Origin of the sequence: Faecousia intestinalis, assembly GCF_040096185.1 — a bacterium.
Lineage (GTDB): Bacteria > Bacillota > Clostridia > Oscillospirales > Oscillospiraceae > JAZOXB01.
The window spans coordinates 1-757 of sequence record NZ_JBBMFF010000279.1 but is presented as its reverse complement, the minus strand read 5'-3'; the positions used below and the strand labels follow the sequence as shown (position 1 = coordinate 757).

Below are 757 nucleotides of genomic sequence, written 5' to 3'. Positions count from 1 at the left end.
GCAGAGGATGCCCACGGTATCTTGCCGCCGCGAGAGTGGCCCAGGGACGTATAGCGTTCGTGTTAGTGCCGCTGGCACCACGCCCGAGCGCCTGGAAACTGCCATATCGGCTATATCTGCGTGCTTATCGGGCCGCTACGCTCGTTATATGATCGCTTCTCATTGTGCCGATGAGGCAGGGTCTTTCGTTGACCTTACTATTGAAGATGCGGACGCAGATTGGAGCATACGGGCCGAGACCGTGGCCGATCTGTGCGCCGAATCCCCCTATCTGATTAAGGTAGATCAGCGTACATCCATCGACCTGCGCACCTCCCAGAGCATCTTAGTGGCTGGTCGCACCCGCTCTGGAAAGACCTACGGCATTATCGCCATGCTTTTGCAGGTACTGGCCCATGGTGCCGATGATCACGGCTCGCGCGTTGCTATCATCGACCCCAAGCGCGCCGAGCTGTCCACGCTTCCAGGTGCGGCGGCCCCCACCATCGAGGGCGATATGGCCCCAGTCATCGAGGCTATGAGATCGTTTAATGACCTGCGCATACGTCGGCAAAACTACCTGAACGAGCTGTCAGAGGAGCGCGGCGAAGCTGTGCGGTGGTGGGATGTGGGCATGCATATATCCCTGCTCTTCATCGATGAATACGTGAGTTGCCGAGCCATGCTGACCGACAAAAAGCAGCGGGATGAATTCGACAACCTATTGCGCATCGCTGCCACTATGGGTGCATCGGCTGGCTGCTACTGCATCGTTTGC

1 protein-coding gene is annotated in these 757 nt (G+C 58.0%); it reads left to right on the top strand.

What is annotated here, in order from left to right:
* Positions 1–148 precede the first annotated feature (148 nt).
* Positions 149–757, top strand: a 609-nt coding sequence (locus tag WMO66_RS14305) for an FtsK/SpoIIIE domain-containing protein (protein WP_349137028.1), incomplete at its 3' end; no start/stop codon positions are given.